A 26,673-nucleotide genomic window follows, 5' to 3' on the forward strand; every position below is an offset into this window, starting at 1 on the left:
GCCCCAAGCAAGCGGTACAACGCAGCGCGCAGCGCGGAGGTGTCTTATGAGCCTTCGCCACCTCAATGTGCTGGCCGAAGACGACGACGACCCAATGCTGTCGGCCGTGAACCTGGTGGACGTGTTCCTGGTGCTCGTGGTAGCGCTGCTCACGGCCGTGGCCGTGCAGACCCAGACCAGCGCCAACGAGAGCGTCACCATCATCCGCAACCCCGGCCAGCCCGACATGGAAGTGGTGGTGCGCGAGCAGGGCAAGGAGGTGCGCTTCAAGGGCGCGGGCAGCGCGGCGCAAGGGCAGGGCGTGCGCGCGGGCGTGGCCTACAAGCTCGAAGACGGCAACATCGTCTACATCCCTGAAACGGGCGCTGCTCCTGCCGGCGCTTCGGCCGGTGGCGCGGGTGGCGCCGCCACGCCGGCACCCGCCAAGCCATGAAGGCGCTGATCCTGCGCGCGGCACTCTGGTGCCTGCTGCTGGCTGCGCCGCTGGCGCATGCGGTGCAGGCGGACAAGGCCCAGGGCGCAGCGGGCGCCAACAAGGCCGCACCCGTTCTGCTGTGGCTCACCTCCGACATCACCACAGCCACGCGCACGGCCATGGTGCAGCGCCTGGCCACCGAGGCAGGCCTGGGCTTTGCGCACATCGACTACCCGCTCGCCGGGCCGGCGGTGCTCGACGCAGCACAGGCCCGGACGCTGGAGCGCGCGCTGGCGGGCGCTGCGCTGGTGTGGGTGGATGCGCCGCATGCCAGCGTGGAGGCACGCCTGCGCCGCATGGCGGGGGCGCAGCTCGATGGCCGTGCCACACGTTCCCCCGGCCGCGTGGTGTGGGTGCCTGCGGGCGCCCCCGCCGCCGACCTGACCGCGCTCGATACGCCCGGCCGCATGGTGGCCTACCTGCAGGCCGGTGGCCCGCGCAACCTGAAGAGCGCCATCGCCCTGGCGCGTGCCACCGTGGCGGGTGTGGCCATGCCCGTTTTGCCCGCGCCGGAGATCCTGCCCACCCGGGGCATCTACCACCCCGACGCGCCCCGGCTGCTGCCCAACGCCATGGCGCTGGAGGCATGGCGCCAGGGCCAGCCCGCGCTGCGCGGCCTGCCGGCGGTGGCCGTGCTGGTGCACCGCCACCATTTTGTCGATGGCAGCACCGAATGGCTCGATGCCTGGCTGCGCACTTTCCGCCAGCAAGGCCTGTTCGCCTATGCGGCGTTCGGCCAGCAGGTCACGGCGCAGACGCTGGCCGAGGTGCTGGAGCTGCCCTCCGAGAGCGGCACCGGCCCCGGCCGCCTGCATGCCTCCGCCCTGGTGCTGCACCAGCTCGTGCCCCAGGCCGCCGCGCTGCAGCCGCTGCTGGCCCGCTGGGGCGCACCCTTGCTGGGCACGCAGCCCTACCGCGCGGGCGATGCCGCCGCGTGGGAGGCCAGCGACACGGGCCTGTCGCTGTCCGATGTGCCGTTCTACCTGGCGCAGCCCGAGGCGGCGGGGGCCATCGATCCCGTCCTGGTCGCCGCCCACGGCGCCGAGGGGCAAGACTTTCGCCTCATCGAGCGCCAGGCCCAGGCCGTGGCCGCCAAGGCACGGCGCCTGATCGCGCTGCAGACCAAACCGGCAGCAGACAAGCGCCTGGTGGCCATGGTCTACAACTACCCGCCGGGCGGCACCAACTTCGGCGCCTCGTTCCTCAACGTGCCGCGCAGCCTGGAGCAGGTCTCTGGCGGCCTGGCCCAGGCGGGCTACCGCACGCAGCAGGTGCCCGAACAGGGCTGGATCGACGGGCTCAAGCCGCTACTGGCCGCCTATTACCCCGGCGCCGATGTGCGCGCGCTGCTGCAAAACGGCCAGGCCGCCGCGCTGCCACTGGCGCGCTATGAGCAGCACCTGGCCACGCTGCCGAAGGCCGTGCGCGAGCGCATGAACGCGCACTGGGGCCCGCCCGAAAAGAGCCGCTACGTGGTCGAGTGGCAGGGCGAAAAAGTGTTCGCCATCCCGCGCCTGCAGGTGGGCAAACTCTCGGTATTGCCCCAGCCCCCGCGCGAAGAAACCCTGCGCCTGGGCCAGAACCCGTTCATGCACAAGAGCAAGGCGCCGCTGTCGCACCATTACCTGGCCGTGTACCTGTGGGCGCAGCTGGAGGCCGATGCCCTCATCCACTTCGGCACGCACGGCACGCAGGAATGGGCCGGTGGCAAGGCGCGTGCGCTGAATGTGCACGACGACGCGCTGCTGCCACTCGGTGACCTGCCCGTGGTCTACCCCTACATCGTGGACAACCTGGGCGAGGCCCTCACGGCCAAGCGCCGGGGCCGCGCCGTGCTGGTGAGCCACCGCACGCCCGTGTTCGCGCCTGCAGGCTTCGAGGCGCGCATGGCCCACATGCACGAGGTGATGCACGAGTGGGAAACCGTGGACGAAGGCCCCACGCGCCGCGCGCTCGAAAAGCAGCTGGTCGCGCAGTTCGTGGAGCACCAGCTGCACCGCGACCTGGGATGGAGCGCCGAGCGCATCGCGGCCGACTTCAGCGGATTTCTTGAAATCCTGCACCCCTACCTGGACCAGCTCGCACAAAGCTCGCAGCCCAAGGGCCTGGCCGTGTTCGGCCGCGTGCCCGCGCCCGAGCAGCGGCGCGAGACCATCCTGCAGGCGCTGCGCAAGCCGCTGATCGAGGCACTGGGCGAAGACATCGACGAAGCCTTCCTCATCAAGCACGATGCCGTGCTGGCCGCGCGCCCCGCACGCTGGCTGGAAGTGGCGCTGACCGACGCGCAGGCCGCCAGCGTGCTGGACCTGCGCCCCGTGCTGCCAGCGCAGGTGGCAACACCGGGTGCGGCGGGCGCATCCGACGTGGTGCGCGCCGAAGACCATGTGCCCAACCGCGCCGCGCGCAAGCCCATCGACACGCCCGCGCTGCTGCAACTGGCCCAGCGCGCGCAGGAGCTGGAGCGCCTCTTGGCCGCCGAAGGCGAAATGCCCGGCCTGCTGGCGGGGCTGGAGGGCCGTTTCCTCACCGCTGCGTACGGTGGCGATCCGATCCGCAACCCCGAGAGCCTGCCCACGGGCCGCAACCTCACGGGGCTGGACCCGAGCCGCCTGCCCACGCGCCAGGCCTATGCCGTGGCGCAGACGCTGTTCAACGACTGGTTCAAGGACTACCAGGCGCGCCATGGCGGCCAGGTGCCGCAGCGCATGGCGTTGTCGCTGTGGGCGGGCGAAACACTGCGCCACCAGGGGATCATGGAAGCGCAGGCCCTCGTGGCGTTGGGCATGCGCCCGGTGTGGGACGACTCGGGCCGCCCGGTGCGTGTGGAGACCATTGCCGCAGAAGAACTCAAACGCCCGCGCGTCGATGTGCTCATGAGCATCACCGGCTCGTACCGCGACCAGTTCCCCGCGCTGATGGCGCTCCTCGACCGCGCCGTGGCCCAGGCCGCGACGGCCGAGCCCGGCAATGTGATTGCGCGCAACACCGAGCAGATCGGCCAGGAGCTGCGCAAGCAGGGTGTGCCCCGCGCGCAGGCCGAGCAACTGGCGCGCGTGCGCTCGTTCGGCAACGCGGTGGGCGACTATGGCACCGGCCTGTCCGACGCGGTGCAGAGCGACGGCCTGCAAACCAACGATGCGCGCCTGGGCCAGATGTTCCTCGAACGCATGAGCCAGCCCTATTTGGAGGGCGAGCCGGTGACGGGGGTTGCGGGCGGCACGGCCGCGAAGGCGCTGGGGGCCCACCTGCGCCGTACCGACGCCGCCATCCTGTCGCGCAGCTCGAACCTGTACGCCATGGTCAGCTCGGACGACCCGTTTCAGTACCTGGGCGGCCTGTCGGCCGCAGCCCGCGTGGCCGGCCGGTCGCAGGGGCTGGAGCTGCACGTGGCCCAGCTGCAGGATGTGAGCGAGCCCACCACCGAAACCGCGCAGCGCGCCATTGCGCTGGAGATGCAGTCGCGCTACCTGCACCCCGGCTGGCTCAAGGCGCAAAAGGCCGAGGGCTATTCGGGCACGCTGCAGGTGCTCAAGGCCGTGCAGTTCGCCTGGGGCTGGCAGGCCGTGGCGCCCGACACGGTGCGCAGCGACCATTGGCAGAGTTTCTACGACGTGCTGGTGCGCGACAAGCACCAGCTGGGCCTGCCTGAATGGCTGAAGGAGCATCCGCAGGCCTATGCCCAGTCGCTGGAGCGCCTGGTGCAGGCGCAGCGCCAGGGCTATTGGCAGGCCGATGCCGCCACGCAAAAGCAACTCGCGCAGATGTACCAGGAGCTCACGCGCGCGGCCCCGCTGGCGGCCGAGCTGCCCAGCGTGCGGCGCTGGGTGGAGCAGGCCGCACAGGATGTGCAAGCAGTAGAGTCCGTGCCCGCCGGGATGGCCGTGGCCACGCCGCAGTCGCCTGCCGCGCCGGCGCCGCGGCCCGTGCCGCCTGCTGCCGACCTGCCTGCGCCACCCGCCCAGGCAGAAGCCCCGCCCGCCGCACCCACCGTGCCCGCCATGGGCGTGCTGCTGGAGCGCCAGCCCGAGCGCGATGCCCCCGACACCGCCCAAGAACCCAGCCCCGTGGAGCGCATGGCCGGCATCGTGGCCCTGCTGGTCATGGCCCTGGTAGTGCTGGCGGGCGCTGCATGGCAGGCGCGCCGTCCGTTCTCACTGTCCGCCGCGCCCGGCCTGGCCCGCGCGTGAATCGACCCTTCTTGAAAGCCCCCCCACCATGCAGATCGAAACCCCACCCACCGAGAAGCGCTATGAAAAGCCCGAGGGCGAGCGCCGCGGCATCGTCATCGTCAACACCGGCGATGGCAAGGGCAAAAGCACGGCGGCCTTTGGCCTGGCGCTGCGCGCCCACGGCCGGGGCAAGGCCGTGAAGATCTTCCAGTTCATGAAGGTGCCCACCGCGCGCTTCGGCGAGCACCGCATGTTCGAGCAGCTCGGCCTGCCCATCGAGGGCCTGGGCGACGGCTTCAGCTGGAAGAGCAAGGACCTGGAGCACTCGGCCCAGCTGGCGCGCGACGGCTGGGAGAAGGCGCGCGCCGCCATCCTGTCGGGTGAGCACTTCCTGGTAGTGCTCGATGAGATCACCTACCCGCTGATCTACGGCTGGCTCCCGCTGGAGGGTGTGCTGCAGACGCTGCGCGAGCGGCCCAAGGAGGTGCATGTGTGCCTCACCGGCCGCCGCTGCCCGCCCGAGATCATCGAGCTGGCCGACACGGTGACCGAGATGCAGATGGTCAAGCACGCATTCAAGGCGGGCATTCCCGCGCAGCGTGGCATCGAGGACTGAGCACGTTCAAAGTCGCTTTGCGTCGATAATGCAACTTGGTTGCGTTATGCTTTCGCCCTTCCGCTTTCCCAAGGTCCTGTTCCATGCGCGTTTCCCTGACTTCCATTTCCCTGTGCCTCTGGTCTTTTGGCATGCAGTCACCGGCTGCGGCCGAGTCCGCCACCCTGTTGCCGGTGGAGGTGACGGCGCCGCGTGAGACGGCCGGCAGCACGCTGGGGCTCGACCTGCCTGGCACCACCGGCTCACGCCTGGGCCTCACCGCACGCGAGACGCCCGCCAGCGTGAGCAGCCTGGGCGCGGCCGACATCGCCGAGCGCAGCCTGACCCGCGCGCAGGACGTGGCCGTGCGCATGCCCGGCATCACCGAGGCGCCGGCCCCCGGCAACGGCGGCACCAGCCTGGTGGCGCGCGGCTTTGCGGGCCACAGCTCGGTGGCGCAGATGGTGGACGGCACGCGCCTCATCGTGGCCTCGGGCACCATCACCTACCCGTTCTCGACCTGGCCCATGGAGTCGGTCGAGGTGCTGCGCGGCCCGGCCTCGGTGCTCTATGGCGACGGGGCGATCGGCGCGGCCGTGAACTACGTGACCAAGCGCCCGGTCTTCGGAACGCCGCAGCGCGAGGCGTTCCTGAGCGTGGGTTCGTTCGGCAGCGTGCAGGGCGGCGTGGGCCTGCGCGGCCCCATCAACGATGTGCTGGCCTACTCGGTCTACCTCGATGCCGAAAAGAGCGACGGCTACCGCCAGTTCATGGACACGCAGCGCCACAACTACGCGCTGGCCCTGGCCGTGCGCGCCAGCCCCGACCTGAATGTGACCCTGTCGCTGGACGGTGGCGTGAACGACGATGCGCGCTACTTCGGCACCCCGCTGCGCAATGGCGTGCTCGACGAGCGCCTGCGCCGCACCAATTTCAACGTGGCCGACTCGGTGGTCCAGTACGACGACCGCATCTGGCGCGCCAAGGTCGACTGGCAGGCCGCCGGCGTGCGCCTGCGCAACGAGACCTACCACCTGACCACCGACCGCCACTGGCGCAATGCCGAGGCCTATGCCTTCAACGCCGCCGGCACGGCCGTGAACCGCAGCGACTACCTGGAGATCCTGCACGACCAGCAGCAGACCGGCAACCGCCTCGACGCCGCGTTCGACGGCCACCTCGGCGGCATGAAGAACCGCTTCATCGTGGGCCTGGACTGGTACCGCACCAGGCTGCTGCACACCAACAACTCCCCGTACGGCGGGGCGAGCACGGTGGACCCGTTCAATTTCGCCCCGGGCGGCTTCATCAGCCCCGTGCCCACCCTCCCGGGCCGCGCGTCCGAACTCCAGACCACCGCGCTGTTCGCCGAGAACGCGCTCGACCTCACCAAGGAATGGAAGCTCGTGGCCGGCCTGCGCAGCGACCGCATGGAGCTTGACACCACCGACCTGCGCACGGGCGTGAACCTGGTCAAGAAGTATTCGCCCGTCACCGGCCGCCTGGGCGCCGTGTGGTCGCCCAGCGAGGCGCTGTCGCTCTACGGCCAGTTCGGCACCGGCACCGACCCGCTGTCCGGCGCGCTGTCGCTGCCGGGCGACGGCAACACCTTCGACCTCACCAAGGGCCGCCAGGTCGAGGTCGGCGCCAAGGGCGCGGTGCCCGCCGTGCGCGGGGAGTGGACCGTGGCGCTGTACAAGATCGAAAAACGCAACCTGCTGTCGCGCGACGCCGGCAATCCCAACCTCTCGCAGCAGGTGGGCCAGCAGTCCTCCACCGGCATCGAGCTGGCCTTCGCGGCCGAGCCCGTGCGCGGCTGGACCATCGACGCCAATGCCGCCTTGCTGCGTGCGCGTTACGACGCATTCAAGGAACTGGTCTCCGGCGCCCTGGTCTCGCGCGATGGCAACACGCCCACCGGCGTGCCCGAGCGCACCGCCAGCATCTGGACCACCTACCGCTTCCTGCCGCAGTGGCAGGCGGGTTTTGGCGCGCGCTACGTGGGTGCGCGTCAGGGCAACACCGCCAACACCACGCAACTGCCGTCGTATGTGGTGCTGGATGCCTCGCTGGCCTACGACCATTCGCGCAACCTCAAGCTCGGCCTGGCCGTGAAGAACCTGGCCGACCGCGACTATGCGCTGGCCGGCACGGCCAACGCGCGCTGGCTGCTGGGAGCGCCGCGCACCGTGCAGCTGACCGCGCGCGCAACGTTCTGATCGCGGCGAACCGGGCAAGGCGCGGCGCATGCTGAAGAAGCTCGTCATCTTCGTGCACAAGTGGCTGGGCGTGGTGCTGGCGCTGTTCTTCCTCATGTGGTTCGTGAGCGGGGTGGTTCTGTACTTCGTGCCGTTCCCCAGCCTCACGGCGGCGGAGCGGCTGGCCGCCTTGCCCGCCCTGACGCTGGAAGGCCCGGGATGCTGCCTTGCGGCGCAGGATGCCGCCCAGCGCGCGGGCCTGCGGCCTGCGGTGGGCGGCGAGGCGCGCCTGGGCATGCTGGGCGATGCGCCGGTGTGGCGCCTGCTGGCCACGGAAGAGGCAGTGCAGGCACGCGCCGTGGCGCGTGCGCCGCAGCCCGATGCCAGGCCGCGCTGGCGCACCGTGGACGCGCGCAGCGGGACGCTGCTCGCGCCGCTGTCGCCGGACGCGGCCGCCCGGGTGGCCGAGGCCTTCAGCGGCCGCCGCGCCACGGGCACCGAGTGGGTCGAGCGCGACCAGTGGACGGTGCCGCAGGGCCTGGATGTGCACCGTCCCCTCATCAAGGTGCTGCTGGACGGCGATGACGGACTGCAGCTGTACGTCTCGCCCGGCGCGGCCGAGGTGGTGCGCGACACGCGCCGCGCCGAACGCTTCTGGAACTGGGTGGGCGCCGTGCCGCACTGGATCTACCCCACCGTGCTGCGGCAGTTCCCCAGGGCCTGGCACCACGTGGTGGTGTGGCTTTCCATCCCCGGGGTGCTGCTGGCCGCCACGGGCATCGTGCTCGGCGTCTGGCAGTTGTTCCTGAACCGCCAGCGGTGGATTCCGTACCGCAGGTTCTGGATGCGCTGGCACCACATCCTGGGCCTGGTGGCCGCGGTGTTCACGCTCACCTGGATGTTCTCGGGGTTGATGTCGATGAACCCGTTTGGCGTGTTCGGCGGCGCGGCCGTGGGGCCCCAGGCGCGGGCGCAGTGGGCCGGTGAGCCCGCCCCGCTCAGCCGGGGGCCACGGGATGCGGTGGTGCAGGCGGCGGCGCAGGGCATGGTCGTGCAGGAGCTGGATCTGCTGCGCATCGCGGGCCAGGCCTGGTACCGGGTGCGTGGCCGGGAATCCGCGGGCATTCCTTCACAATGGCTGGTGCGGGCGGATGGTCCGTCTGCCACCATGGCGCGGGCACTGCCCGACGCCATGCTGCGCGCGCGGCTGCAGATGCTGCGCCCCGAAGCACCGGCACCTGCCGTGGAGAAGATGGAGCACTACGACGACCTTTACTATGCGCGGCGCCAGGACGGCGCTGCCCTGCACACGCGGCCGCTGCCGGTGTGGCGCGCGCGCTGGGCCGATGACGGGGTGGCGGTGTATGCCGACCCGGCGTCGGGCCGCATCGTGCTGCGCACCGACGCGGGCACGGCGTGGCAGCGCATGCTGTACCACGGCCTGCACAGCCTGGATTTCGCGCCGCTGCTCGCGCGGCCTGTGCTGCGCACCTGGCTGATCGTCGGGCTTTCGCTGCTGGGTGTCGCGCTGTGTGCCACTTCGTGCGTGATCGCGTGGCGGGTGCTGGTGCCCCGGCGGCGCGCCGCCCGCGCCCAGGGGCCGGCCCGCGATGCGGGAGGCGCATGGACGGCGTAGTCGCGGGGCTGGTTCCCGGCGCGGGCTGGGCCGCATGGCGCGTGCTCGTGTGGGTACCCGCGCTGGCCCTGGTGATCGACTGGTGGCTGGGCGAGCCGCCCGCGGCCTGGCACCCCGTGGTGTGGATGGGCAAGGCGCTGCAGCGCGGGGGCGAGCGGCTGGCCCCCACGGTGCCCGTGGCGCAGGATTGGAGATGTTTTTGGCTTGCAGCGCTTGTCTGGTGTGCGCTGGCAGCTATTGTTTTGATAGTTTCCGCGGTGTTGCAGCATGCGGCGTTCGCGCTGCATGAACTGCTTGCCGCGGCCGTGCTGGCCTTTCTGCTCAAGCCCTTGCTCGCCTGGCGCATGCTGCGCGACGAGGTGCTGGCGGTGGAGGTGGCGCTGGGCCAGTCGCTGCCCGAAGGGCGCGCGCGCCTGTCGCGGCTGGTGAGCCGGGACGTGAGCGCCCTGAGCGCTGTCGAGGTGCGTGAATCGGCCATCGAATCGCTGGCCGAGAACCTCAACGATTCGGTGGTGGCGCCCCTGTTCTGGTTCGTGCTGCTGGGCCTGCCCGGTGCCGCGCTGTACCGGTTTGCCAACACGGCCGATGCCATGTGGGGCTACCCCGGCATGCGCGGGGGGCGCTACTGGCAGTGGGCGGGCAAATGGGCCGCGCATGCCGATGATGTCCTGTCGTGGCTGCCGGCGCGCATCACCGCCTTGCTGCTGGTGGCCGGCGCACGCGGCATGCGGCTGCGCACGCTGGCGCGCCAGGCCCGCAAGACGCCTTCGCCCAACAGCGGCTGGCCGATGGCGGCCATGGCGCTGGCGCTCGGGGTGCGGCTGGCCAAGCCCGGCGTGTACACGCTGCATGGCGCGGGCCGCGCGGCCGGTCCGCTGGATACGCGGCGCGCGGCGCGCCTGGGCGGCAACGCGGTGCTGGCGCTGGTTCCGCTGCTGGCGGCCGCCCAGTTGCTGCTGGTGATGGTGTGCACGGCATGAGCGGGCCCCTGCGCTGGAGCGCGGCCGCCCCCGAGCACGGCGGGCCGGATGCGATGGGCGCGGCGCTCCATGACTTCTCCACCAACAGCAATGCCTGCGGGCCATGCCCGGGAGCGCTGCATGCCGTGCGGGCGGCCGACGCCACCCGCTACCCCGACCCGGCCTACACCGCCCTGCGCGAGGGCCTGGGGGCATTCCACGGCGTGGCCCCCCGGCGCATCGTGCTGGCGGGCGGCGCCAGCGAGTTCATCCACCGCATCACTGCGCTGGCCGTGCAGCAGGGCTGCGTGCAGGTCGCGTTGCCCGCGCACAGCTATGGCGACTACGCCCAGGCCGCGCTGGCGCGGGGCCTGGCACTGGCGCGCGCAGGCGAAGCGGGCGCGGGCCTGGCGGGCTTGGCGGGCTTGGCGGGCTTGCAATGGGCCTGCGACCCTTCCAGTCCCCTGGGCCGGCCAGACCCCGCCGCGCATGTTTGGCATGCGCCGGCCGATGGCGGCGTCCCCGGCGTCCTGCGCGTGCTCGACTGCGCCTATGCGCCGCTGCGGCTGGAGGGCCCGGGCGCCTGGACCGGCCGGCCCGCCACCACCCCGGCCCATTGCTGGCAGGTGTGGACGCCGAACAAGGCACTGGGCCTCACCGGCGTGCGTGCGGCCTATGCCGTGGCGCCCGCGGGTGCCGAAGGGCAGGTGGACACACTGGTTGCGCTGGCTCCCTCGTGGCCGCTGGGCGCGCACGGCGTGGCCCTGCTGCAGGCCTGGCTGGACCCCGCCGTGCAGCAGTGGGTGGTGGGCAGCCTTGCCACCCTGCGCGACTGGAAAGCGCGCCAGCTGGCGCTGTGCGCGGGCCTGGGCTGGGCGGTGCGGGCGGGCAGCCAGGCCAACTACTTCTGCGCCCGGCCTGACGGCGGGCCCGATCCCCAGTCCCTGGCCGAACGGCTGGCCGGGCTGCGCGGCCAGGGCATCAAGCTGCGCGACTGCACCTCGTTCGGCCTGCCGGGCCATGTGCGGCTGGGGGTGCTGCCGCCAGCGTCGCAACAGGCTTTGCTGCAGGCATGGGGGCGCTGATCCCGCGCCGCGCGGGCGCTACCATGCCGGATTCATCCATGCATCTTCCTCTCCCTATCTCTTCAGGAGGCCCGGCCCCCGTGCGAACCATCACCGTCACCCGCTACGTCACGCCGCTGCGTGAAGGCGGATCCATGCCCGCCGTGGTCGAAGGCGACGACCTCGGGCTGTACGTGCTCAAGTTCCGGGGGGCGGGGCAGGGCGTGCGCGCCCTCCTGGCCGAGCTCATTTCCGGGGGGCTGGCGCGGGCCCTGGGCTTGCCCGTGCCCGAGATCGTGCTCGCCCAGCTGGACACGGGCCTGGCCCAGACCGAGCCCGACCCCGAGATCCAGGACCTGGTGCGCGCCAGCGGCGGTCTCAACGTGGGGCTCGACTACCTGTCGGGCGCGCTCAACTTCGACCCCGCGGTGGACGAGGTGTCCGAGGACTTCGCCTCGCGCCTGGTCTGGTTTGATGCCCTGGTGGCCAATGTGGACCGCACGGCGCGCAACACCAACCTGCTCGTGTGGCACCGCAAGCCCTGGCTCATCGACCATGGCGCCTCGCTCACTTTCCACCATGCGTGGAATGGCGCGGTGGCGCAGCCCGCCAGGCCTTTCGCGCCGATTGCCGACCATGTGCTGCTGCACCGCGCCACGGCCATCGGCGAGGTGGACGGCGAACTGGCGGCGCTGCTCACGCGCGAGGTGCTCACGGGCATCCTGGCGGATGTGCCCGATGAATTCCTGGCCTTGGCCGGCGCCGAGCATGCCGAGGGCCCGCTGTCGGCCCCGGCCAGCCATCGCCAGGCCTATGTGGACCATTTCGCGGCGCGCATCGCGGGGCGCGAGGCCTGGGTGAAGGGGGCCATCGATGCACGCGGCTGAGGTGTACGACTACGCCATCGTGCGTGTGGTGCCGCGCGTGGAGCGCGAGGAGTTCATCAACGCGGGCGTGATCCTCTCGTGCCAGCGCAGCGGCTTCCTGCAGGCCGCCATCGCGCTCGACGAGGCGCGCCTGCTGGCCATCGACCCGCGGGCCGACATCGACACCGTGCGCCGCCACCTGGCGGCCATCGTGGCCATTTGCGCCGGGGACGAGGGCTGCGGGCCGATTGCGCGGCTGCCCTACCGCTCGCGCTTTCACTGGCTCACCGCCAGGCGCAGTGCCGTCATCCAGACATCGCCCGTGCACACCGGCCGCTGCACCGACGCGGCGGCGGCGCTCGACCACATCATGGACCGCATGGTGAGGCCCCTGCCTTGAACGCATCCACTTCTCCGCGCATGGCGCGCTGCGTGATGGTGCTGGGCACCACCAGCGGCGCCGGCAAGAGCTGGCTCACCACCGCGCTGTGCCGCCACTACAGCAACCTGGGCCTGAAGGTCGCGCCGTTCAAGGCGCAGAACATGAGCAACAACGCGCGCGTCGTGCCCGGCCCCGGCGGGTTGCTGGGCGAGATCGGCAGCGCGCAGTACTTCCAGGCCCTCGCGGCCCGCGCCGGGCCCGAGGTGCGCATGAACCCGCTGCTGCTCAAGCCCGAGGCCGACACGCACAGCCAGGTCGTGCTGATGGGGCAGGTGAGCGCGGAGCTCACGGCCATGCCCTGGCGCGGCCGCAGCGAAAAGGTGTGGCCGCAGATCGCCGCCGCGCTCGATGCGCTGCGCGCCGAGAACGACGTGGTGGTGATCGAAGGCGCGGGCTCGCCCGCCGAGATCAACCTGCACGCGAGCGACATCGTGAACATGCGCGTCGCGCGCCATGCCGGCGCCCGCTGCCTGCTGGTGACCGACATCGACCGGGGCGGCGCCTTTGCGCACCTGTACGGCACCTGGGCGCTGCTGCCCGAGGACGAGCGCGCACTGATCCATGGATTCGTGCTCAACAAGTTCCGCGGCGATGCCCGCCTGCTGGCGCCCGCGCCGCAGATGCTGCAGGACCTGACCGGCGTGCCCACCGTGGCGACGGTGCCGATGCACTGGCGCCATGGCCTGCCCGAGGAGGATGGCGTGTTCGACGACCGCAGCACCTCGGCCGGCACCGTGCACACCACCGTGGCCGTGGTGGCCTATCCGCGCATCAGCAACCTCGACGAGTTCCAGCCCCTGAAGAACGTGCCCGGCGTGCGCCTGCTGTGGGCGCGCAGCCCGGCCGACCTGGGCGGCCTGAAGCCCACGGACTGGGTGGTGCTGCCCGGTTCCAAGGCGACGGCCGCCGACCTGGCCTGGCTGCGCGCGCAGGGGCTGGACCAGTCCATCGCGGCCCATGCCGCGCGCGGCGGGGCCGTGCTGGGGGTGTGTGGCGGCCTGCAGATGCTGGGCGAGGCGCTGATCGACACCGAGGGCATCGACGGCAATGCGCCCGGCCTGGGCCTGCTGCCGTTGGTCACCGCCTTCGCGCGCGACAAGACGGTGCGGCTCACGCGCGCGCGTTGCGGTGTGCTGCCGGGCGCCTGGGGGGCGCTGTCGGGGGTGGAGGTGGCGGGCTATGAAATCCACCACGGCCAGACCGCGCAGCACCCGGCCATGGCGGCCAAGGGCGATGTGGCACACGAGGTGATGCCAGGCCTGGCCTGGAGCAATGCGGCGGGCAATGTGCTGGGGGTGTACCTGCACGGCCTGTTCGAGGACGGGGCGGCGCTCCAGGCGCTGTTCGGTGCGCGGCTCGCCGCGCCGGTGCCCACGCTCGACAGCGTGTTCGACGGCCTGGCGCACGCCATCGGCCCCTGTTTCACGCCCGGGGTGCTGGATGCGCTGGTGGCCGCGTAGGGCTGCCGCGGTGGCGGGCCTTGGTGCTTTACACCCGTTCGCAGTGGTATGCGAGCGTGGTGTACGGGAAGCGCACGGTGCCCTGCCCGCGCAGCGCGGGGTGGTGGGCGATGAGTGCCTCGATCCGTGCGCGCACCTGGGCCCGCTCGCTGTCGGGCAGGGCGGCGATGAAGCTCACCGACATGAAGCGGTCCATGATGACCTGCTGTGGCGGCCCCACATGTTCATGCGGCAGCCGGGTCTCGGCCAGTGGGCTGAAGCCGGGGTGCGGGAAGGGCCGGCGCCAGTCGCCCTTGTAGAAGCGCGGCGCATCGCCCTCGAAGGGCGTGATGATGTCCGTGAGTTCCGCCACCCAGTCCACCGACTCGTCGCGCACATTCCACACCAGGCCAAGCCGGCCGCCGGGGCGCAGCACGCGGTGGAATTCATCCAGAGACTCGCTCGTGGCAAACCAGTGGAAGGCCTGCGCACAGACCACGGCATCGAGCGCGCCGGACGGCAGCGGAATGGCCTGGGCCGTTCCCGCCACGGCGCGCACCGTGGGCAATTGCAGGGCATCGATCCTGGCGCGCATCGCATCCACGGGCTCCACGCCCACCACACCGGCCCCGGTGGCCGCGAGCAGCGCGGTGAACTTGCCCGTGCCCGCGCCCACATCGGCCACCTGGCGGCCGGGGCCCAGGCCCAGGGTCTGCCCCAGCCAGGCCGACAGCGCCGCCGGGTAGTCGGGCCGGCCGCGCGCGTATGTCTGGGCCTCATTCGCATAACCCCGCTGTGCCGCTGCGTGCACGGCATCTTTCTTCGTGTTCTCTACCACCATGACCGCACCTTTCATTCTTCCACCCGTTGATGACCTCCATGATGCCGCGTTGGCCAGCCGCCTGCAGCACGTGATCGATTACAAGACCAAGCCGCTCGGCTCCCTGGGGCTGCTGGAGCGCCTGGCGCTGCGCCTGGGGCTCATCCTGGGCACCGAGACGCCTGCACTGCATGCGCCGCAGATGCTGGTGTGCGCGGGCGACCACGGGCTGGCCGCAAGGGGCGTGTCGGCGTTTCCGAGCGATGTGACCTGGCAGATGGTCGAGAACTTCCTGGCCGGTGGCGCCGCCGTGAGCGTGCTCGCGCGCCAGCACGGCCTGGGCCTGACGGTGGTGGACTGCGGCGTGGCCAAGCCCATCGCCGCGCGCGAGGCAGCGCCCGGCCAGCCGCAGTTGCTGCTGCGCAAGGTGGCGCTGGGCACGCAGGACGCTTCCGTCGGGCCCGCGATGACGGCGGCGCAGTGCGCTGGGGCCCTGGCGAACGGCGCGGAGGTGGTGCGCGGCCTGCCCGGCAATGCGCTGTTGCTGGGCGAGATGGGCATCGGCAACACGTCCGTGGCCTCGCTGCTGCTGGCACGGCTGGCCGGCCTGCCGCTGGCCGAGGTGACGGGCGCCGGCACGGGGCTGGATGCGGCGGGTATCGAGCGCAAGCGCGAGGTGCTGCAGCAGGCGCTGGACGTGAACGCCGGGGCCACCGGCCCGCTGGATGCGCTGGCCGCCCTGGGCGGCTTCGAGGTCGCCACGCTGGTGGGCGCGGTGCTGCAGGCCGCGGCCGAGCGCCGTGTGATCGTGGTGGATGGCTTCATCACCAGCGCCGCCGTGCTGGTGGCCAGCCGCCTGCAGCCGGCCGTGCTGCAGCGCTGCGTGTTCGCCCACCGCTCGGGCGAGCGCGGCCACAGCCTCATGCTCGCGCAGATGCAGGCCGAGCCGCTGCTGGACCTGGGCCTGCGCCTGGGCGAGGGCTCGGGCGCTGCGCTCGCCTGGCCGCTGCTGCAGTCGGCGTGCGCGGTGCTCAGCGAGATGGCAAGCTTCGAGTCGGCCGGGGTCGCCACCCAGACAGCCTGAACCAGGGGGGGCGCCCCTGCGGCGCAGCCTTCCACCTCCTGGCGCCCGGCGGCGTGCGATTTGTCTCTCAGGCCTCGACCGTCTGGTTGCGCCCCTGCTCCTTGGCGCGGTACAGCGCGGCATCGGCGCGCGAGAGCATGCCGTCCAGCGTCTCGCCGGGGCCTGCCCAGCTGGTGAGTCCGATGCTGACCTCGCAGTCGAGCGGGTGGCCCGTCGCCAGCGCAGTGTGGATGCGCTGCGCCACGCTCCGGGCCGCCACTCCCTGCGTGCCTGGCAGCAGCACCATGAATTCCTCTCCGCCATACCGCCCCAGGCGGTCCGCGCGGCGCAGTACCTGGCGCGTCCGTTCGGTGAAATGCACGAGCACGGCATCTCCGTGCTGGTGTCCATGGGTGTCGTTCACGGACTTGAAGTTGTCCAGGTCCAGCATCATGATCGAAGGGCCGTTGCCGTAGCGCTGTGCGCGCTCCAGCTCGTCCTCGCAGCGCTGCAGCAGCGCGCGCCGGTTCAGTGTCTGGGTGAGCGAGTCGTGCGTCGCCAGATGTTCCAGCTCGGTGCGCAGGCGGTCGGTGGCCATGAGCACCGCGCCGATGGACAGCATGAGCACCGTCAGCACGTAGGCGCCGATGTACAGGGTCTGGAACAGCGAAGGTTCCATCAGGTCCGCGCCGGCGCGCCCGGCCATGATGGAGCCCAGGCGCACGGCAAGGACGCCCATGTGCAGCGCCAGGACGACCTCCACCAGCCGCACGGGGAAGTTGCGCCCGCCGTGCCGCAGCATGAAGCGCAATTGCGCGGCATAGACGATGCCCATGGCCACCGTGAAGAACCCGACGCGCAGGCCGTAGTGCGGCATCCAGTAGGTCAGCCAGATGAACACGAGGGTGGTGCCCGCCATGACCCAGGACCAAGTGCGCCAGGTGGAGGGCCTGCCCATGAAGCTGCGCGTGCCCATGTAGTAGGTCACGGTGCCCAGCACCAGCAGCTGGTTGGCCAGCACCAGGCTCAGCCAGTCCGGGATGAAGCCGCGCGCGCTGAAAAGCACCGTGGACGCCAGCCACAGCAGCGGCGCCAGCGCCCAGGCGCCCACCCCCTGGATCGACGGCGGGTAGTAGCGCCTCATGAAAAGCAGGACGATGGCCATGACGGCGGACATGAAGCCCGCCATGGCGATCATGGAGCGCGGGTCGAGGTTCGTCATCCAGCGTGAATGGGAAGAGGGCGCGCTACGTAAGAAATTGTTTCTGCTGCGATTTCAGTATAGCCATACGGATATGTTTCAGGTGTGTGCCATGGGCCCCGCAAACGTTTCCGTGCACCAGAAAAAGGAGCCTAAGCGGCAAGGATGGTGCGCGCAGCACGGGGGCCGGCACAGGCCGGGCACAAGGATGGTGCAATTTGTATGCAAACTCAATGAAAAATTGTGTACAAAGTTGGCATGGGCCTTGCGTTCATGGGTGCCATGCAAGCTCCCATCCCCGCCCAGCCCCCGGTTGCCATTGAAATCGTCGCGCTCACCAAGCGCTACGCCAGCGGCAAGCCCGCCGTGGACGCCATCGACCTGCGCATCGCCAGCGGCAGCTACTGCTGCCTGCTGGGCCCCTCGGGATGTGGCAAGAGCACCACCTTGCGCATGATCGCCGGGCACGAGTCGGTGACCAGCGGCGACATCCTGCTGGAGAACCGCAACATCACCGACCTGCCCGCCGCCGCGCGCGGCACGGCCATGATGTTCCAGAGCTTCGCGCTGTTCCCGCACCTCTCGGCGCTGGACAACGTGGCCTTCAGCCTCAAGATGAAGGGCGTCGCCAAGGCCGAGCGGCAAGCCAAGGCGCGCGATCTGCTGGAGCGCGTGGCCATGGGCCACCTGGCCGAGCGCAAGCCCGCCGAACTCTCGGGCGGGCAGCAACAGCGGGTGGCGCTGGCGCGGGCCCTCATCACCCAGCCGCGTGTCTTGCTGCTGGACGAACCCCTTTCGGCACTCGACCCCTTCCTGCGCATCCAGATGCGCGCCGAGCTGCGCCGCTGGCAGAAGGAACTGGGCCTGACATTCATCCACGTGACCCACTCGCAGGAAGAGGCCATGGCCCTGGCCGACACCATGGTGGTGATGAACCACGGCGTGATCGAGCAGGTGGGTTCGCCGCACGAGGTCTACAACCGCCCGGCCAGCGAATTCGTGGCGCGCTTCATGGGCGGCCACAACGTGATCGACACGCCCGAGGGCAAGGTCGGCGTGCGCACCGACCACCTGCAGATAACCCCCGCCATCGCCGAGCTGCCCTGGGGTGCCCAGCGCATGCAGGCCGTGGTGACCGACGTGGAATACCAGGGCACCTACGTGCTGCTGGGCCTGCAAAAGCAGGGCGTGGCGCTGTCGGCCAACGCCACGGCGGCGTACTCGGTGATGGTGTCCGAGGCCGCTTTTGCCGCGCAGCCCTACCAGGTGGGGCAGGCGGTGCAATTGCACTGGACGCCGGAGCAGGCGCACCCGCTGTCCAAGCCTGCTGCCGCATCACCGGCGGTGCCATCTCCAGCCGTGGCCGTTGCCGCCTGATGGCGCTGCCACGCATCTTCCCTTTTTCCACCCGTCCCCTTCCGCAACCCAAGGAGTTTTCCCATGTCCGATGATTCCCGTGCCGATTCCCCCGCTGTTGTCGTTACCGAGGCTGCAGGCGTGCAGCGCCGCTCGCTGCTCAAGGGCACGGCGGGCATCCTGGCCGCCGGCGTGTTCCCGGCCGTCCACTCGCAGGAAAAGATCGTGCTGCGCTACCTGGGCACGGCCGTGAACCAGGACAAGGCCATTGCCGAGAAGTTCAAGGCCGACACCGGCATCGAGATCCAGTACGTGGCCGTGACCACCGACGACGTGACCAAGCGCGCCGTGACCGCGCCCAACAGTTTCGACCTGATCGACACCGAGTACTTCTCGCTGAAAAAGATCGTGCCCACCGGCAACCTCAAGGGCATCGACACCAAGCGCATCAAGAACGCCGACAAGATCACCACGCTGTTCACCAACGGCATGGTGGCCGGCAAGGCCGTGGGCGACCAGGGCACCGCGCCCAAGAAGGTGATCTACCTGGAGGGCGAGAAGTCCAAGAAGTTCGCGACCGCGCCCACGCAGTTCATGAGCCTGATCCCCACCGTGTACAACGCCGACACGCTGGGCATCCGCCCCGACCTGATCAAGCGCCCCATCAACTCCTGGGCCGAGCTGCTCAACCCCGAGTTCAAGGGCAAGACCGCCATCCTGAACATCCCCTCCATCGGCATCATGGACGCCGCCATGGTGGTCGAGGCCATGGGCATCTACAAGTACCCCGACAAGGGCAACATGACCAAGAAGGAGATCGATCTCACGATCAAGACCCTGATCGAGGCCAAGAAGCAGGGCCAGTTCCGCGCGCTGTGGAAGGATTTCAACGAGTCGGTGAACCTGATGGCATCGGGCGAGGTGGTGATCCAGTCGATGTGGAGCCCGGCCGTCACCGCCGTGCGCACCAAGGGCATCGCCTGCAACTTCCAGCCGCTCAAGGAAGGCTACCGCGCCTGGGCCGCCGGCTTCGGCCTGCCGGCCACCCTGTCGGGCAGGAAGCTCGATGGCGCGTACGAATTCATCAACTGGTTCCTGGACGGCTGGGCGGGTGCCTACCTGAACCGCCAGGGCTACTACAGCGCCGTGCTGGAGACCGCCAAGTCCAAGATGGAAGCCTACGAGTGGGCCTACTGGATGGAAGGCAAGCCCGCCACGCAGGACATCAAGAGCCCCAATGGCGACGTGCTGGCCAAGACCGGCGCGGTGCGCGACGGCGGCAGTTATGAGTCGCGCATGGGCGGCATCGCCTGCTGGAACGCGTTGATGGACGAGAACAACTACATGGTGCAGAAGTGGAATGAATTCGTCGCGGCGTAGAGGTTTCACCCCCTGAGGCGCTGCGCGCCTTCACCCCTCTCTCGAACCGCTGCGCGGTTCGGGAGGGGGACGCCCCCGGTGCGGCGGGGCGGCCCTTGCACGGGGGCACTGGCCTCTGGCAGCGTCAGTTTCGGCGACCGTTGCCCGATGCGATGGATATTTGATTTGAAAACACCATGAGCACTACCCACACTCCGACCATGCCTGCAGCTGCCACTCCCGGGCGCGGCATTGCCGCCTGGTGGCAGGCCGCGCCGTTCACGCTGGTGTTCGTGCTGTTCTTCCTGGTGCCGCTCGCGCTGATCGTGATGGTCAGCTTCTGGGACTTCAACGAGTACGAGTTGCTGCCGGGCTTCACGTTCAAGAACTACGTGTCGATCTTCGCGGGGTGCGGTGATGCGTCAGACGGCCTGTGCGTCACGCTCAAGACGTACTGGTCCACGCTCAAGTTCAGTTTTCTGGTGTGGCTGATCACGCTGGTGATCGGTTTCACCGTGGCCTATTTCCTGGCCTTCCATGTGCGCTCCTCGGGCATGCAGACGCTGCTGTTCGTGCTGTGCACCATTCCGTTCTGGACGTCGAACGTGATCCGCATGATCTCCTGGGTGCCGCTGCTGGGGCGCAACGGGCTGGTGAACCAGACCCTGGTGGGGGCCGGGCTGGTCGATCAGCCCATCGAATGGCTGCTGTTCTCGGACTTCTCGGTGGTGCTGGCCTTCGTGCACCTGTACACCATGTTCATGATCGTGCCCATCTTCAACAGCATGATGCGCATCGACCGCAGCCTCATCGAGGCGGCCAGCGACAGCGGGGCCAGCGGCTGGCAGACGCTGTGGAACGTGATCATCCCGCTGTCGCGCACCGGCATCATCATCGGCTCCATCTTCGTGATCACCATCGTCATGGGCGACTTCGTGACCATCGGCGTGATGGGCGGGCAGCAGATCGCATCGATTGGCAAGATCATCCAGGTGCAGACCTCGTACCTGCAGTTCCCGCTGGCCGCGGCCAATGCCGTGATCCTGCTCGCGGTGGTGCTGATGATCATCTGGTGCTTGACGCGCCTGGTCGACATCCGAAAGGAACTCTGACATGTCCATGCGCGATTCCCGCCCCGCGAGCTTCTGGCCCCTGGCCCTCGTGTTTGCCCTGTTCGTGCTGTTCATGTACGGGCCCATGCTGGTCATCTTCATCCTGAGCTTCCAGGGCCCCGAAGGCGGGCTGACCTTTCCCATGCGCGGCGTGTCGCTGCACTGGTTCCACAAGCTGGCCGAAGGCCTGGGCGTGGTGGACATCGGCGCGGCGCTGTGGCGCTCGCTGGGCCTGGGCGTGGCGGTGATGCTGTGCACGGTGGTGCTGTCGGTGCTGGCCGGCCTGGCCTTCCGCAAGCGGCTGGCGGGGGGCAACACGCTGTTCTTCATCGTCGTGGCCAGCCTGATCATGCCGTCCATCATCGTCTCGCTGGGCATCGGGCTGGAGTTCCGGCTCATCGACAACGGTATCAAGGCGGCCCTGGAATGGCTGGGCATGGAGAGCACGCTCGAGGGCTACGGTACGTCGCTGGGCCTGTTCACCTCGGCCCTGGGCGCGCACCTGACCTGGACGCTGCCGTTCGGCCTGCTCATCATGTTCGCGGTGTTCAACCGCTTCAACCCCGCGTACGAAGAGGCGGCGCGCGACCTGGGCGCCACGCCCTGGCAGGGCTTCGCCCATGTCGTGCTGCCGCTGATCGCGCCCTCGGTCGTGGGCATCGGCATGTTCGGCTTCACCCTGAGCTGGGACGAGATCGCCCGCACCTCGCAGGCCATCGGCGACGTGAACACGCTGCCGCTGGAGCTGCAGGGTCTGACCAGCACGGTGACCACGCCGTCCATCTACGCGCTGGGCACGCTGACCACCGTGGTGTCGTTCATCGTCATGGGCATCACGCTGGCGTTGGTATGGGCCTTGGGGCGCAGGCGCAAGGGCCGTCCGGGTTAAAAACGGCACCCTTATGACGACCATCAACCCCAAGCCCCGGCGCACACGCGCTGCGGTCACCGAGCCGCCCGTGCAGCCCGGCGCGACCGGCCAGCTCAGCGACAACGACATGTACGACCGCATGGTGTCGGCCATCCTCGACCACCGGCTGCCTCCGGGCACCAAGCTGGTGGAGGACAAGCTGGCGGCGGCCTTTGGCGTGTCGCGCACGCGCGTGCGGCCGGTGCTGGTGCGGCTGGCCAATGAACAGGTTGTCACGCTCACGCCCAACCGGGGCGCATCCATTGCCCAGCCCACGCCGCAAGAGGCGCTGGAGGTGTTCGAGGCCCGCCGCCTGCTGGAGCCGCGCCTGGTGGAGCTGTTCATCGCCAACGCGACCGATGCCGACATTGCCGCGCTGCGCGCCTGCATCGACGACGAAGAGTCGGCCCGGGCCAGTGGCGACATGCGCCGCGCCATTCGCCTGTCGGGCGATTTTCATCTGCACATCGCGCAGGCCGCCGGGCACCAGACGCTGGGGCGCATCCTGCGGGAGCTGGTCTCGCGCACCTCGCTGATCCTCATGACCTACAGCCCGAGCCACGCGCGCGAACGCGAGGAGGCCACGGCCTGCGGCTGCCGCGAGCACCGGGCGTTGATCGATGCCATCCGCCTGCGCGACGCGCGCGAGGCGGCGCGCCTCATGCTGACGCACTTGGCCCGCATCGAAACGCAGCTGGAGTTCACCCCGCCGGCCAGCGATGTGCCCGATCTGGCGCAATTGCTGGGCGCCTGAATCCCGACACCTTGCCATGCGCCAGCTGCTCGTCCTCAACCCCAACACCTCGGCCAGCGTCAGCGCCTTGCTGCAGCGGCATGTGCAGGCAGCCGCAGGTTCGCATGTGGCGGTGCGCACGGCCACGGCACGTTTTGGCGCCCCCTACATCGCCTGCGAGGCCAGCTATGCCGTGGCAGCCCATGCCGCATTGGACGCCTGGGCCCGTGAGCTGGCGCAACCCCGGCCCCGGCCCGATGCCGTGCTGATCGGCTGCTTTGGCGACCCGGGCCTGATGGCGCTGCGCGAAAGCTGCCCCGTGCCTGTGACGGGCCTGGCCGAAGCCTCCTTCATCGAAGCCGCCCGCCATGGGCGCTATGCCATCGTCACCGGCGGCGAGCGCTGGGGCCCCATGCTGCAGCGCCTGGCGCAGGCGCTGGGGCACTCGCACGGGCTCGCGGGTATTCACACGGTGGCGCCCACGGGGGCCCAGCTGGCGGCAGACCCCGAAGCCGCCCGTGCTTTGCTGGTGGAGGCCTGCCGCGACGTGGTGCGGCAGATGGGGGTGCAGGCTGTCATCCTGGGCGGGGCAGGGCTTGCCGGCATGGCCGCTGCGGTGCAACCCCAGGTGGCGGTGCCGGTGATCGACAGCGTGGTGGCCGGTGCGACCTGGGCCCTGCGTGCGCACCCCGTGCCGCCGGAGCGGAAAGTGGCGGGGTTTGAGGTGGCGTGGGTGGGGGTGTCGGGGGAAATGGCGGCCTTGGGAGTGGCGGGGATGGTTTGACGCAGGTAGGTGGAAAGTCAGGTAATACGTTTGTAATTACTTGGAGATCAACCATCCTTTTGTCGACGGTAACAAGCGCACGGGCTTCGTGGCCGCCAAGCTTTTCCTGCGGCTGAACGGATGGGCGCTCGCCGCCGACGATGCGTCGTGTGTGCTCACCATGCTCGCTGTAACTGCAGGCGACATCACCGAAGAGGCCTTCGCCGCCTGGCTGCGGGACCACGCCGCCGCTCGTTGATGTCAATTTGAAGTATTTTCAGGCTCCAGCGCTTGTCAAGAAAGCGCGCGTAGCTATGAAAACAGAAGCAATCCGAGCTCAGGGCGCCAGTGTCTTCGGCTGGTAGTCGCAATACTCGCTCACCACACATTCCCAGCAGCGCGGCTTGCGCGCCTGGCACACATAGCGGCCCAGCAGGATGAGCCAGTGGTGCGAGTCCACCGCGTAGGCGGCAGGCACGCGCTTCATCAGCTGCAATTCCACCGCCAGCGGGTTCCTGCCGGGCGCCAGGCCCGTGCGGTTGCTCACGCGAAAGATGTGCGTGTCGACCGCCATGGTGGGCTGGCCGAAGGCCACGTTCAGCACCACATTGGCCGTCTTGCGGCCCACGCCAGGCAGGGCTTCCAGGGCTTCGCGCGTGCGGGGCACCACGCTGCCGTGCTGCTCCACCAGGATGCGGCAGGTTTCCAGCAGGTTTTTGGCCTTGGTGCGGTACAGGCCGATGGTCTTGATGTAGCCCTCCAGCCCTTCCAGCCCCAGGTCCAGGATGGCCTGGGGTGTGCCCGCCACCGGGAACAGCTTGCGCGTGGCCTTGTTCACGCCCACATCGGTGGCCTGGGCCGACAGCAGCACGGCGGCCAGCAGCTCGAACGGGGTGGTGTATTCCAGCTCCGTGTTGGGCATGGGGTTGGCCGCCTTCAGGGTGGCGAAGAAGGGTTCGATCTGCGCGGTTTTCATGGGGGAGAGTTTGTTCTGGAGGAATGCGTGGGTTCTGCATTGTCCCGTAGCTGTGTGCGCAAGAACTCCAGGAACATGCGCACGGCCGCCGGCAGGGTGCGGCCGCTCAGCGTCTGCAGTTCGGCGGCGCGTGCGTTCATGCCGGGCTCGCGGATCTGTGCCGCATGCAGCTCGCCGCGCCGCACGCGGTCGCGCACCGTCACTTCGCCCGATATCGACAGCCCGCCGCCGTGCAGCACGAAGTGGGTCAGCGTCTCGAAGTGGTTGCACACCAGCACGGGCTCGAACACCAGGCCGCGCTGGCTGCAGCCGATGTCGAACAGCTGGCGCACGGTGTTGTCGCGTTCGGGCAGGGCGATGGGGCAGGGGTGCATCTGCGCCAGCGTCACACTGGGGAAGCGCGCCAGCGCGTGGTCGGGCCGCATGATCGCGATGACCGGCGAGGCCTCGCGGTGCTGCACGGTGATGTCCCGCTCGGCCGAGCGGCTGTAGGTGAGGCCGATGTCCGCGTCGCCGTTGAGCACGGCCGTGGTCACCGCCGCCGGGCTGACCACGCGCAGGTGGAACTGGATACCCGGGTACTGCGTGCGGAACTGCGCCATCACGCGTGGCAAAAATTCGATGGCAAAACCGGCTGAACTGCACAGCCGCACCCGCCCCGTGTGCAGCCCCTGCAGCGCCTGGATGTCCGAGACCACGCGGTCGGCCTCCAGCGCGCCGCGCCGCGCGTGCGCGGCCAGCAGCTCGCCCGCCGCGCTGGGCGCCATGCCACGCGGACGGCGGTCGAACAGCGGCACGCCCAGCAGGTCTTCGAGCGCCGCCACCTGCCGGCTCACGGCCGAGGGCGACACATGCAGGCGCGTGGCGGCTTCGCTCACCGAGCCGCTGCGCACCACCTCCAGAAAGTAGCGCAGGGCCGTGTCCTGCAGGCGGCTTGAGAGCATGGGAGGCCTGGGTGTGTGGTTTGCGTAAAACGCAACGATAACCTCAGAAATCGTCGATTGTCGAAACGCAAGCGGCTGCTTATGCTGACTTCCCAATGACACATTCGCCCGCAACCCCCTTGCACCCCCAGACCAGCACCCCGCCCGGCGGCATCGTGGCCCGCACGGCCGTGGGCCTGTCACACGCCATCCATGCCCGCGAGGTGTCGTGCGTCGAGGTGCTCGATGCCTACCTGGCCCAGATCGACCGGCTGAACCCGGTGGTCAATGCCGTGGTGGCCCTGGCCGACCGCGATGCGCTGCACACCCTGGCTGCTGAACGCGATGCGCAACTGGCGCGCGGCGAGAGCCTGGGGCCGCTGCACGGCTTTCCGCAGGCGCCCAAGGACATCATGCCCGCCGCCGGCATGGTCACCACACGCGGCTCGCCCATTTTCGCGGGCCAGGTCTCTGCCACCGACGCCGTGGTGTTCGAGCGCATGCGTGCCAGCGGCGCGCTCTTCGTGGGCCGAACCAACTCGCCCGAGTTCGGCCTGGGCGGGCACACCTACAACCCGGTGTATGGCACCACGCGCAATGCCTTCGACCCGGCCGTGTCGGCGGGCGGCAGCAGCGGCGGGGCGGCGGTGGCCGTGGCGCTGCACATGCTGCCGGTGGCCGACGGCTCGGACATGATGGGATCGCTGCGCACGCCGGCGGCGTTCAACAACGTGTACGGGCTGCGCACCTCGTTCGGCCTGGTGCCGCACGGCCCGACGGAGGAGGTGTTCTTCCAGCAGTTCAGCGTGGCGGGCCCCATGGCGCGCAACATCCCGGACCTGGCGCTGCTGCTGTCGGTGCAGGCGGGCTTCGATGCGCGGCTGCCGCTCACCCGCCGGCACGAGGACGTGGCCTTGCTGGGCCAGCCGCTGGAGCGTGGCTTCCACGGCGCGCGCATCGGCTGGCTGGGCGACCTGGGCGGGCACCTGCCCACCGAGCCCGGCGTGCTGGCCACCTGCGAGCAGGCACTTGCGCACTTCCGCACGGTGGGCTGCACGGTGGAATCCGTGGTGCCCGCGTTCGACATGGAGCAGCTGTGGAATGCCTGGATCGACCTGCGCAGCTTCAGCGTGGCGGGTGCCAACGCAGGCCTGTACCGCAACCCCGCCACGCACTCGCTGCTCAAGCCCGAGGCGGTGTGGGAGATCGAGCGCGGCATGCGCCTCACGGCGCTGCAGGTGTACGACGCAGCCCGCGTACGCAGTGCCTGGTACCAGGTGCTGCGCGGATTGTTCGAGCAGTTCGACTTTCTGGTGCTGCCGGCCGCGCAGGTCTTTCCGTTCAATGCCGACCTGGACTGGCCGCACGAGGTCGGCGGCCGCACCATGGACACCTACCACCGCTGGATGGAGGCCGTGGTGCCCGCCACCATGGCCGGCCTGCCTGCACTGGCAGCACCCGCCGGCTTCGGGCCTGGTGGACTGCCTGCCGGGCTGCAGATCATCGGCCCGGCGCAGGCCGATGCCGCCGTGCTGCAGATAGGGCACGCATACGACCGGGCCAGTGGCTACGCCCGTGTGGCGAGCCCCTTGCTGGGTTGATGGGCCCCGTTCC

At 69.8% G+C, this 26,673-nt stretch carries 23 protein-coding genes; 19 read left to right on the forward strand and 4 right to left on the reverse strand.

The genetic code is table 11. The features are described from left to right. The first annotated feature begins 46 nt into the window (after nt 1–46). The 10 genes from AC1RVY_RS09220 to AC1RVY_RS09265 all read left to right on the forward strand — a co-directional run bounded on the left by AC1RVY_RS09220 (nt 47) and on the right by AC1RVY_RS09265 (nt 13,864). Complete coding sequence (locus AC1RVY_RS09220) at nt 47–433, forward strand: DUF2149 domain-containing protein (RefSeq protein ID WP_492806331.1); 387 nt, start codon at nt 47–49, stop codon at nt 431–433. Further along, on the forward strand, nt 430–4,662 hold the full coding sequence (gene cobN, locus AC1RVY_RS09225) for a cobaltochelatase subunit CobN (protein ID WP_492806332.1): 4,233 nt from the start codon (nt 430–432) through the stop codon (nt 4,660–4,662). The genes AC1RVY_RS09220 and cobN overlap by 4 nt, the downstream gene beginning before the upstream one ends. 28 nt (nt 4,663–4,690) lie before the next feature. Then, entirely contained in the window at nt 4,691–5,260 is a 570-nt protein-coding gene (cobO, locus tag AC1RVY_RS09230; protein WP_218294164.1) for a cob(I)yrinic acid a,c-diamide adenosyltransferase, read from the forward strand. Between the two features lie 83 nt (nt 5,261–5,343). Then, nucleotides 5,344–7,458: a TonB-dependent receptor gene (locus AC1RVY_RS09235; RefSeq protein WP_492806333.1), complete on the forward strand. Its 2,115-nt coding sequence runs from the start codon at nt 5,344–5,346 to the stop codon at nt 7,456–7,458. A gap of 28 nt (nt 7,459–7,486) precedes the next feature. Next, nucleotides 7,487–9,073 carry a PepSY domain-containing protein gene (locus AC1RVY_RS09240; protein ID WP_492806335.1) on the forward strand — a complete coding sequence of 529 codons (1,587 nt, stop codon included), beginning with the start codon at nt 7,487–7,489 and terminating at the stop codon, nt 9,071–9,073. Beyond that, nucleotides 9,061–10,053 (forward strand): adenosylcobinamide-phosphate synthase CbiB, encoded by a 993-nt coding sequence (gene cbiB / locus AC1RVY_RS09245; RefSeq protein ID WP_218294167.1) that lies wholly within the window; start codon nt 9,061–9,063, stop codon nt 10,051–10,053. Before AC1RVY_RS09240 ends, cbiB begins: the two co-directional genes overlap by 13 nt. Next, entirely contained in the window at nt 10,050–11,117 is a 1,068-nt protein-coding gene (locus tag AC1RVY_RS09250) for an aminotransferase class I/II-fold pyridoxal phosphate-dependent enzyme (protein ID WP_492806337.1), read from the forward strand. Before cbiB ends, AC1RVY_RS09250 begins: the two co-directional genes overlap by 4 nt. An 80-nt stretch (nt 11,118–11,197) precedes the next feature. Continuing rightward, nucleotides 11,198–11,983, forward strand: a complete 786-nt coding sequence (locus AC1RVY_RS09255; protein WP_218294168.1) for a HipA family kinase — start codon at nt 11,198–11,200, stop codon at nt 11,981–11,983. Next, entirely contained in the window at nt 11,970–12,362 is a 393-nt protein-coding gene (locus AC1RVY_RS09260; RefSeq protein ID WP_218294169.1) for a DUF3037 domain-containing protein, read from the forward strand. The genes AC1RVY_RS09255 and AC1RVY_RS09260 overlap by 14 nt, the downstream gene beginning before the upstream one ends. A 35-nt stretch (nt 12,363–12,397) precedes the next feature. Then, on the forward strand, nt 12,398–13,864 hold the full coding sequence (locus tag AC1RVY_RS09265) for a cobyric acid synthase (RefSeq protein WP_492246089.1): 1,467 nt from the start codon (nt 12,398–12,400) through the stop codon (nt 13,862–13,864). Between the two features lie 28 nt (nt 13,865–13,892). Here the strand turns inward: AC1RVY_RS09265 and AC1RVY_RS09270 are convergent, their stop codons facing one another. Continuing rightward, complete coding sequence (locus AC1RVY_RS09270; RefSeq protein WP_492806338.1) at nt 13,893–14,684, reverse strand: class I SAM-dependent methyltransferase; 792 nt, start codon at nt 14,682–14,684, stop codon at nt 13,893–13,895. On the opposite strand from AC1RVY_RS09270, the gene cobT reads away from it, so the two are divergent. Continuing rightward, nucleotides 14,683–15,747, forward strand: a complete 1,065-nt coding sequence (gene cobT / locus AC1RVY_RS09275; RefSeq protein ID WP_492806340.1) for a nicotinate-nucleotide--dimethylbenzimidazole phosphoribosyltransferase — start codon at nt 14,683–14,685, stop codon at nt 15,745–15,747. The two genes, AC1RVY_RS09270 and cobT, sit on opposite strands and share 2 nt — an antisense overlap. A gap of 67 nt (nt 15,748–15,814) precedes the next feature. Here cobT and AC1RVY_RS09280 read toward each other — a convergent pair whose 3' ends face one another. Continuing rightward, nucleotides 15,815–16,948, reverse strand: a complete 1,134-nt coding sequence (locus AC1RVY_RS09280; protein ID WP_492806342.1) for a GGDEF domain-containing protein — start codon at nt 16,946–16,948, stop codon at nt 15,815–15,817. 261 nt (nt 16,949–17,209) lie between these two features. Between AC1RVY_RS09280 and AC1RVY_RS09285 the strand changes: the two genes are divergently transcribed. The 7 genes from AC1RVY_RS09285 to AC1RVY_RS09315 all read left to right on the forward strand — a co-directional run bounded on the left by AC1RVY_RS09285 (nt 17,210) and on the right by AC1RVY_RS09315 (nt 23,419). After that, complete coding sequence (locus AC1RVY_RS09285) at nt 17,210–18,304, forward strand: ABC transporter ATP-binding protein (protein ID WP_492806344.1); 1,095 nt, start codon at nt 17,210–17,212, stop codon at nt 18,302–18,304. Nucleotides 18,305–18,367: 63 nt separating this feature from the next. Continuing rightward, nucleotides 18,368–19,663 carry an ABC transporter substrate-binding protein gene (locus AC1RVY_RS09290; RefSeq protein WP_492255011.1) on the forward strand — a complete coding sequence of 432 codons (1,296 nt, stop codon included), beginning with the start codon at nt 18,368–18,370 and terminating at the stop codon, nt 19,661–19,663. A gap of 176 nt (nt 19,664–19,839) precedes the next feature. Next, nucleotides 19,840–20,754 carry an ABC transporter permease gene (locus AC1RVY_RS09295; protein ID WP_492806346.1) on the forward strand — a complete coding sequence of 305 codons (915 nt, stop codon included), beginning with the start codon at nt 19,840–19,842 and terminating at the stop codon, nt 20,752–20,754. A 1-nt stretch (nt 20,755) separates the two neighbouring features. Then, nucleotides 20,756–21,643: an ABC transporter permease gene (locus tag AC1RVY_RS09300; RefSeq protein WP_492806347.1), complete on the forward strand. Its 888-nt coding sequence runs from the start codon at nt 20,756–20,758 to the stop codon at nt 21,641–21,643. 13 nt (nt 21,644–21,656) lie between these two features. Further along, a complete protein-coding gene (locus tag AC1RVY_RS09305) occupies nt 21,657–22,418 on the forward strand; it encodes a GntR family transcriptional regulator (protein WP_218294175.1) in 762 nt (253 codons plus the stop codon). Nucleotides 22,419–22,434: 16 nt separating this feature from the next. Next, entirely contained in the window at nt 22,435–23,181 is a 747-nt protein-coding gene (locus AC1RVY_RS09310; protein WP_492806349.1) for an aspartate/glutamate racemase family protein, read from the forward strand. A gap of 40 nt (nt 23,182–23,221) precedes the next feature. Beyond that, entirely contained in the window at nt 23,222–23,419 is a 198-nt protein-coding gene (locus tag AC1RVY_RS09315) for a type II toxin-antitoxin system death-on-curing family toxin (protein WP_492806350.1), read from the forward strand. A 78-nt stretch (nt 23,420–23,497) separates the two neighbouring features. Here AC1RVY_RS09315 and nth read toward each other — a convergent pair whose 3' ends face one another. Both nth and AC1RVY_RS09325 read right to left on the reverse strand, forming a co-directional pair. Continuing rightward, nucleotides 23,498–24,136, reverse strand: a complete 639-nt coding sequence (nth, locus tag AC1RVY_RS09320) for an endonuclease III (RefSeq protein WP_492806352.1) — start codon at nt 24,134–24,136, stop codon at nt 23,498–23,500. Beyond that, complete coding sequence (locus tag AC1RVY_RS09325; protein ID WP_218294178.1) at nt 24,133–25,080, reverse strand: LysR family transcriptional regulator; 948 nt, start codon at nt 25,078–25,080, stop codon at nt 24,133–24,135. The genes nth and AC1RVY_RS09325 overlap by 4 nt, the downstream gene beginning before the upstream one ends. A 95-nt stretch (nt 25,081–25,175) precedes the next feature. Here AC1RVY_RS09325 and AC1RVY_RS09330 point away from each other — a divergent pair, with 95 nt between their 5' ends. After that, nucleotides 25,176–26,660 carry an amidase gene (locus AC1RVY_RS09330; RefSeq protein WP_492806354.1) on the forward strand — a complete coding sequence of 495 codons (1,485 nt, stop codon included), beginning with the start codon at nt 25,176–25,178 and terminating at the stop codon, nt 26,658–26,660. Nucleotides 26,661–26,673 lie beyond the last annotated feature (13 nt).

This window comes from Acidovorax sp. GW821-FHT11A03, assembly GCF_058809075.1.